The organism is Neisseria sp. P0009.S007 (genome assembly GCF_051962515.1).
On record NZ_JBQCVF010000108.1, the window covers coordinates 1 to 7,156 of the forward strand.

Consider the following 7,156-nt stretch of genomic DNA (forward strand, 5'->3'; position numbering starts at 1 on the left):
GATGATAGGCGCGGGCAGTTTGGTGCCGCCGCGCAAGCGTTTGGAAAGCGGTTTTTTATACGTCGGCTCGCCTGTGAAACAAGTGCGTCCGCTAACTGATGAGGAAAAGGAATTTTTGACGTATTCGTCCGCGCATTATGTCCGCCTGTCCGGACAGCATAAAATTTCAAAATAAGGAAGTTCAATACAATGAACGCAATTTATCTGGCCTCGGGCAGTCCGCGCCGTCGTGAGATTTTGGAGAATTTAGGTTTCACGGTACGCCGCCTTCCTGCGGATATTGATGAAACCCCCAAAGAAGGCGAAGCCGCAGTAGAGTATGTGCGCCGTATGGCCTGCGAGAAAAATCAGGTAGCGGTAGCGCAATGGTTTACTGCTCATGATCAAGAGCCTGAGTTTGCTGTATTAACGGCGGATACGACGGTGGCGGATGGTGCGGCTATTTTGGGTAAACCGGAATCCGAGGCGGATGCGGTCGATATGCTGGAACGCTTGTCCGGACGGACGCATCAAGTGCTGACGGCTGTATGCGTTTACTGGCGAGGCGTGCGCCATGATGTGGTGCAGACGAGCGAAGTGCGCTTTAAAACGTTGACGGCTGAGGAGATTGCAGCCTATGTTGCCAGCGGCGAGCCGATGGACAAAGCCGGTGCGTATGGGATTCAGGGCTTGGGCGGCGTATTTGTCGAGCATTTGCAGGGCAGTTTTACCGGCGTGATGGGTTTGCCGGTTTATGAGACCGCGCAACTACTGAAATCTTTGGGTTTGGAAGCGCCGCCGTTTGCTTAAAATTAGGCAAATGCCGTCTGAAAGCGTGCCGACAAAAACGCCTGTTTCAGTTACAATACTGCCTTAAACAGCTTGCTTGAAGAAAGATATGAAAGAACATAAGGCCCGGAAACGCTTCGGGCAGAATTTTTTGCAGGATACGCGGATTATTAGCGATATTGTCAATGCGGTCAGACCGCAGCCCGATGATATCGTGATTGAAATCGGCCCGGGCTTGGCAGCCATTACCGAGCCTTTGGCGAAAAAACTCAACCGCCTGCATGTTTGCGAAATCGACCGCGACATCGTACGCCGTCTGAAAACCTTGCCGTTTGCAGACAAATTGGTGATACACGAAGGCGATGTATTACAGTTTGATTTTAACAGCATTGAAGGCAAGAAAAAAATTGTCGGCAACCTGCCGTACAATATTTCCACGCCGCTTTTGTTCCGATTGAGCGAAGTGGCAGACGATGTGATCGATATGCACTTTATGCTGCAAAAAGAAGTGGTCGAACGCATGGTGGCGCAGCCGAAAACCAACGACTATGGCCGTCTGGGCGTAATGCTGCAATATTTCTTCGATATGGAAATGTTGATTGAAGTACCGCCTGAATCCTTTGATCCTGCGCCGAAAGTAGATTCGGCCGTCGTGCGCATGATTCCGGTGAAACACCGCATTGGTAAAGCGGAAGATTTTGAACATTTTGCCAAACTGGTGAAACTGGCTTTCCATCAACGCCGCAAAACCATACGCAATAATTTGAAGGAACTTGCCGGCGATGATGATTTGCAGGCAGTCGGCATCAATCCGCAGGACAGGGCAGAACACATTGCCGCTGAAAAATATGTGGCATTGAGCAATTATCTGGTTCAAAAGGCCGTCTGAAACAGTGATGGCAATTTTTAAGCAACCTCCTATTCAATGGGGGTTTCTAGGTAATTCATATTTGTGGCGCAAGTTGGCGCAGTATTTTTCCGGTAAGGATATGCCGCCTGAGCGGCACCGTTTTGAAGCGGCAATTATCGGCGCAGTTTGGGTATTGACCGGGCATCGTCTCGATAGGGAAGAGCAATTTAAAGTCAATCGGTACAATCAAGGTGGAACCTCCGACGGCATAGTCAGCTGCCGTTTTTGGCTTGAAACGGCCATTCCTTTGCTTTGGCAGCGGCAAGCGAAACTTAAGCCCCGAAAATTTTGGCAGTTTGGAAAGAAATAATGATTAAATTCAAAAATGTACACAAACATTTTAAAGATTTGCACGTTATCAACGGCGTGAATCTGGAAGTCAAACAAGGCGAAGTGGTCGTTGTATGCGGTCCTTCGGGCAGTGGCAAATCGACGCTGATTCGTACGGTAAACCAACTCGAGCGCATTGAAAGCGGCGAGATTTGGGTGGACGGCATCAATGTTGCCGATCCGAAAACCGATTTGAACAAAGTGCGCGAAGAAGTGGGCTTTGTGTTCCAAGGGTTCAATCTGTATCCGCATTTGACTGTCTTGGAAAATATTATTCTTTCTCCGATGAAAGTGAAAAACCAAAGCCGTGAAGAGGCGGAAAAGAAAGCGATGGAGCTTTTGGAACGTGTCGGCTTGGCGCATAAAAAAGACGCGCTGCCCGGCCAGCTTTCCGGCGGTCAGCAACAGCGTGTGGCGATTGCACGCGGTTTGGCGATGGAGCCGCGCGTGATGTTGTTTGACGAGCCGACTTCCGCACTTGATCCTGAAATGGTCGGCGAAGTATTGAAAGTGATGAAAGACTTGGCGGAAAGCGGCATGACCATGATGTGTGTGACCCATGAGATGGGTTTTGCGCGCGAAGTCGCCGACCGTGTGATTTTTGTCGATAAAGGCCAGATTCTGGAAGATGAAACGCCGGAAGAATTTTTTACCAATCCGAAACACGAGCGTGCCAAACAATTCCTGCAACAGGTGATGACACATTAAACTCGGGCCGTCTGAAATTTCAGACGGCATGATCGGTTTGAATGATTTTGAAAGTTGAAAATAATGTATTTTGTTGACCGTACTGCTGTTGTGCTGAAGCCGACCGCCCGTTTTTTGGAATGGCTGAAATCCGCCGATGAAAATATGCCCGACCTGACCGTCGAGCAACTGCGCACCAACTGCTCAGTATTCCTTGTGCCGCAATTTGACGAACCCGAATCCGTCATTTCCTATTTTGACGAACGCTACCAGCAGATTTTTGAAGCCGAATTGGCAGGCTGGGACATTGATAAAAGCAAATGGCCGCAAGACATGAGCTTGAAGGCTTTTTGGGAATTTTTCGATACCGAAATCCACGATATGGTTTTGGATATGGAAGAGGCGGAATTGAACATTACGCCTGTTTTCGACAATATGATGTAAAGCCGTGAGAAGTTTTCAGACGGCCTTAAAGCCCTCGCGTTCTTTGAAAATTCTGATTGTTTCCTTACACCTTTCGGCGTTGGCCTTATGCCTTGTCGAGTTTTACGGCTGGATGATGTGGCTGGGTTTGGCGGCATTGGCCGGCAGTTTTGCCTATGCTTGGCGCAGCGTTAATTTTCAGACTCAAAATGCGGTCAGAAAAATCATCATCGACCGCCAATACCGTGCGACGGTTTATTTGAATAACGAGGCAGAGGGAAGAAGTGCGGTTTTGCAAGACAGCAGTATGTTGACGGTTTATGCTTTGTTTTTGCAATGGAATGTTGACGGGAAAATAGTCAAACACTGCATCTTGCCCGATATGGCCGACCGCGATGCCTACCGCCGTCTGAAAGTGTGGGCGCGCTGGTGCCGTGAAAAAGAAGACAAAGCAGAACTTGCGGCAGATATAGATTAAACGGCCGTTTCAGACGGCCTTTTGAAGCGATAAATACAATGAAAACATTACAAGACTGGCTTTCTCATTTGGAGACTGCCCATAGTTCCGGCCTTATCGATATGGGTTTGGAACGCGTGGGAGAAGTGAAAAAACGCATGAATTTGGTGCCGCAATGTCCTGTCGTCGTGGTGGCGGGTACAAATGGCAAAGGCTCTGTATGCGCCTATTTGTCGCATATTTATAAAGAAGCCGGTTTTAAAGTCGGTACGCTGACCAGTCCGCACCTTCTGCGTTACAACGAACGAATCGCCATCAATACTCAGCCGGTTTCAGATGAATTGATTATTTCCTCATTTGAGCGTATCGAAGCGGCACGCGGCGAAATTTCGCTGACGTATTTTGAGTTTAATGCTTTGGCTGCCGTCGATATTTTCATGCGTGAAAATGTGGACGTAATGATTTTGGAAGTCGGTTTGGGCGGACGATTGGATGCTGTGAATGTATTTGACGGCGACTGCTCGGTCGTTACCAGCGTGGATTTGGACCATCAGGCATTTTTGGGCGATACCGTTGAGCAGGTCGGTTTTGAAAAAGCCGGAGTGTTCCGTGGTGGCAAACCAGCTGTGTGCGGTCAGAATCCTGCGCCTGAATCATTGGTCAAACACGCAGAAGAAATTGGCGCAAAACTGTTGATGGTTCAGCGAGATTTTGATTTTGCATCAATGGAAAGCGTACAGTGGAACTACCGCTTCCATCCGCAATCTTCAGACGGCCAAAGCCGTAACCGCAATTCCTTGCCGTTTCCTGCTTTGCGCGGTGCCTATCAGTTGTCCAATGCCGCGTGTGCATTGACGGTGTTGGAGTGTTTGAACGAACAATTGCCGGTTGATATCGGCGCGATTAAACGCGGTTTGCTGTTGGTTGAGAATCCTGGACGTTTCCAAGTTTTGCCCGGCCGTCCGCTGGTGGTTTTGGATGTCGGCCACAATCCGCACGCAGCCCGTGCTTTGCGCCGCAGTCTGATTAACCTTGCCTTTGCCCAAAAACGTACTGCTGTATTCAGTATGTTGTCCGACAAAGATATTGATGGCGTGCTGGAAATCGTTAAAGATCAGTTTGACGAGTGGAACATCGCGCCTTTAGATGTACCGCGCGGCATGACGATAGAGGCTTTGCAGGCCAAACTGGCTGAACACGGCATCGACAATGTAAATGTTTTTGAAACTGTCGCTGCTGCCTACCGCGCTGCTTTGGCTAAAGCAACCGAAAATGATAGAATCGTTGTTTTCGGCTCATTCCATACTGTTGCCGATGTAATGGCTGTTTTGAAAGAACACTAACGAGGAAATTATCATGTCCGACAATAAACAAAAAGAAACTCCAAACGGATACGATTTAGACGGTTACGAACAACTCAAACGTCGCAACCGCCGTCGCTTGGTCTTAGCCTCCGGCTTGGTGGTGGCATCGGGTATGCTGTTCGGTCTGGCACTGACTTCCGGCGACGATAAAAATTCACCGTTTAAAGAAGCACCTGTCGGTCAGAGCCAAGTCAAAACGGCTGATGAGCCGAGCAAGGCCGTTGTTTTAGAGCCGAATAAAGAGGATGTTGCGATGGCTGAAGAAGCAGCCCGCCATGCGGATGCCGAAGCGCAAAGCAAACCTCAAAATGCCGGCGACGAAGAAGACAATGCGCCGGTTGAAGTATTGAAGCCAAACCGTGAGTCTGCTCCCGAAGATGTCGGCGAGCCGTTGGTTTTGATTAATGATACTTTGGATGACGGCAATATTAAAGGTTTGGAAGAGTCTGAGCGTATTCAACGAGCTGAGGCCGCCAAACGCGAAGCTGCGGAGCGCCGAGCCGAAGAACGCCGCCAACGCCAGGCAGAACAACGTGCTGCGGCACGCAAGGCACAAGCCCAACAGGAAGCGGATGAAAAAGAAAACGCATTGGCTGCTAAAAAACGTGCACTTCAAGCGCGTGCTGAAAAAGCAGAGCGTGAAGCTGCTGCTGAACGCAATAAATTAGCACAATTGGAAAAAGCAGAGAAAGCCATTGCCGAGCGTAAATCTGCCAAAAACAGCAAAGACAGCGTAAAAGACAAGGCCGAACCTACTAAGAAAGCAGAAGCCAAAGTTGAAAAACCAAAAAATGAAAAAGCTAAACCAGAAACGGCCAAAGCAGAAAAAGCCGATAAGGTAAAAACTGCCGAGAAGCCGTCTGAAAAAGCCAAACCTAAAGCTGAAAAAGAAAAAGCAGAAGCTAAACCTGCTAAAAAGGCCGCTATTCAGGCTGGTTATGCTGAAAAAGAACGCGCACAAAGCCTGCAACGTAAAATGAAAGCCGCAGGTATCGATTCGACCATTACTGAAGTGATGACCGATAAAGGTAAGGTGTATCGCGTGAAATCAGCCAGTTATAAAAATGCACGCGATGCAGAGCGCGATTTGAACAAATTGCGTGTACATGGCATTGCCGGTCAGGTGACCAGTGAGTAATTTGCCTGTTGCCGATTTGTTGGCTGCCGCTGTCATCGTCATCTGCATCATTATCTCGTTGACACGGGGTATTATTGCTGAAGCAGGGGCGATGGTGGCGTGGGTGGTATCGTTTATTGCAGCCAGAACGCTTGCCGTTCCGTTTGCCGATGTGGTCTTTAAATCGGTTGAGCCGCATTCTTTGGGGGTTGCCATGGGTTTTGCCGCTGTGTTTTTTCTGGCATGGCTGTTGCAGAAACTGGCACGATCGCTGTTGAGCAGTTTGATGTCTGCCGTTGGTTTGGGAAGCATCAACCGTTTGCTTGGCGGCGTATTCGGTGCAGTGAAAGGTGTGATTTTGGTAACACTGGCTGTGATGGTTTTTTCGCATACCGATTTGCCGAAGACGGAAGAGTGGCAAAGTTCCCATACGATTCCGTATTTTGAATCACTTGCTGATGCTGCGATGCCTTATCTGCCTAGAAAAGGTACCGCAATGCCCCATCTTTCTGGTAAAGCGGCTGAAGTAGAAGAATTGGATGATTGAGTTTGACGGATTCAGACGGCCTATAGGCCGTCTGAATCCGTTTTTATTTGCGTAAATTTAGCATCATATTGTCAACAATTTGAGCAAACTCATCTAAATTATTTTATAATGACGGCTTACCCATTTAATCTTCAAACTCGGAGAAGCACGATATGTGTGGTGTATTAGGTTTGGTTAGTCATGAACCGGTCAATCAGATGTTGTATGATGGTTTGCAGATGTTGCAACACCGTGGTCAGGACGCAGCAGGTATTGTTACTGCCGAAGGCAATATATTTCATATGCACAAGGGCAAGGGCATGGTGCGCGAAGTGTTCCGTACCCGTAATATGCGTGACTTGGTCGGTAATGCAGGCATTGCACATGTCCGCTATCCGACTGCAGGCAATGCGGGCAGCAGCGCAGAAGCCCAGCCGTTTTATGTCAGCTCCCCATTCGGCATTGTTTTGGCACACAATGGTAATCTGACCAATACTGAAGAGCTCTATGAAAACGTATGCAACAAACACCTGCGCCACGTTAATACCAGCTCCGATTCTGAAGTCCTACTCAA

General features: G+C 48.6%; 9 protein-coding genes and 2 pseudogenes. All 11 read left to right on the plus strand.

All coding sequences use genetic code 11. The features are described 5' to 3' along the window. Positions 1-175 (plus strand): annotated as a pseudogene (locus tag ACTHS3_RS09450) (gamma carbonic anhydrase family protein); the annotation flags it as partial. Positions 176-189: 14 nt separating this feature from the next. Next, positions 190-789, plus strand: coding sequence for a Maf family protein (locus tag ACTHS3_RS09455; RefSeq protein WP_049336507.1), 600 nt, complete (start codon positions 190-192; stop codon positions 787-789). Between the two features lie 88 nt (positions 790-877). Then, the gene (gene rsmA / locus ACTHS3_RS09460; protein WP_004520146.1) at positions 878-1,657 is read left to right on the plus strand and encodes a 16S rRNA (adenine(1518)-N(6)/adenine(1519)-N(6))-dimethyltransferase RsmA; all 780 of its coding nucleotides are present in this window, start codon (positions 878-880) and stop codon (positions 1,655-1,657) included. A gap of 7 nt (positions 1,658-1,664) precedes the next feature. Further along, positions 1,665-1,988, plus strand: coding sequence for a hypothetical protein (locus ACTHS3_RS09465; RefSeq protein ID WP_004520147.1), 324 nt, complete (start codon positions 1,665-1,667; stop codon positions 1,986-1,988). After that, positions 1,988-2,716 (plus strand): amino acid ABC transporter ATP-binding protein, encoded by a 729-nt coding sequence (locus tag ACTHS3_RS09470; RefSeq protein ID WP_003747231.1) that lies wholly within the window; start codon positions 1,988-1,990, stop codon positions 2,714-2,716. The genes ACTHS3_RS09465 and ACTHS3_RS09470 overlap by 1 nt, the downstream gene beginning before the upstream one ends. Before the next feature lie 63 nt (positions 2,717-2,779). Continuing rightward, a complete protein-coding gene (locus ACTHS3_RS09475) occupies positions 2,780-3,139 on the plus strand; it encodes a hypothetical protein (RefSeq protein ID WP_003747228.1) in 360 nt (119 codons plus the stop codon). 4 nt (positions 3,140-3,143) lie between these two features. Then, on the plus strand, positions 3,144-3,596 hold the full coding sequence (locus tag ACTHS3_RS09480) for a protein YgfX (RefSeq protein ID WP_039862251.1): 453 nt from the start codon (positions 3,144-3,146) through the stop codon (positions 3,594-3,596). A 38-nt stretch (positions 3,597-3,634) separates the two neighbouring features. Beyond that, the gene (gene folC, locus ACTHS3_RS09485; RefSeq protein ID WP_004520149.1) at positions 3,635-4,918 is read left to right on the plus strand and encodes a bifunctional tetrahydrofolate synthase/dihydrofolate synthase; all 1,284 of its coding nucleotides are present in this window, start codon (positions 3,635-3,637) and stop codon (positions 4,916-4,918) included. 13 nt (positions 4,919-4,931) lie between these two features. Beyond that, positions 4,932-6,077 (plus strand): cell division protein FtsN, encoded by a 1,146-nt coding sequence (gene ftsN / locus ACTHS3_RS09490; protein WP_049336513.1) that lies wholly within the window; start codon positions 4,932-4,934, stop codon positions 6,075-6,077. Continuing rightward, positions 6,070-6,603, plus strand: coding sequence for a CvpA family protein (locus tag ACTHS3_RS09495; RefSeq protein WP_004520152.1), 534 nt, complete (start codon positions 6,070-6,072; stop codon positions 6,601-6,603). The genes ftsN and ACTHS3_RS09495 overlap by 8 nt, the downstream gene beginning before the upstream one ends. A 152-nt stretch (positions 6,604-6,755) precedes the next feature. Beyond that, positions 6,756-7,156: pseudogene (locus ACTHS3_RS09500) on the plus strand (amidophosphoribosyltransferase); the annotation flags it as partial.

What these genes read in the sequence shown, in the direction of transcription:
- ACTHS3_RS09455 (WP_049336507.1), top strand. Translation starts at nt 190, where the DNA reads ATGAACGCAATTTATCTGGCCTCGGGCAGTCCGCGCCGTCGTGAGATT.
- rsmA (WP_004520146.1), top strand. Translation starts at nt 878, where the DNA reads ATGAAAGAACATAAGGCCCGGAAACGCTTCGGGCAGAATTTTTTGCAG.
- ACTHS3_RS09465 (WP_004520147.1), top strand. Translation starts at nt 1,665, where the DNA reads ATGGCAATTTTTAAGCAACCTCCTATTCAATGGGGGTTTCTAGGTAAT.
- ACTHS3_RS09470 (WP_003747231.1), top strand. Translation starts at nt 1,988, where the DNA reads ATGATTAAATTCAAAAATGTACACAAACATTTTAAAGATTTGCACGTT.
- ACTHS3_RS09475 (WP_003747228.1), top strand. Translation starts at nt 2,780, where the DNA reads ATGTATTTTGTTGACCGTACTGCTGTTGTGCTGAAGCCGACCGCCCGT.
- folC (WP_004520149.1), top strand. Translation starts at nt 3,635, where the DNA reads ATGAAAACATTACAAGACTGGCTTTCTCATTTGGAGACTGCCCATAGT.
- ftsN (WP_049336513.1), top strand. Translation starts at nt 4,932, where the DNA reads ATGTCCGACAATAAACAAAAAGAAACTCCAAACGGATACGATTTAGAC.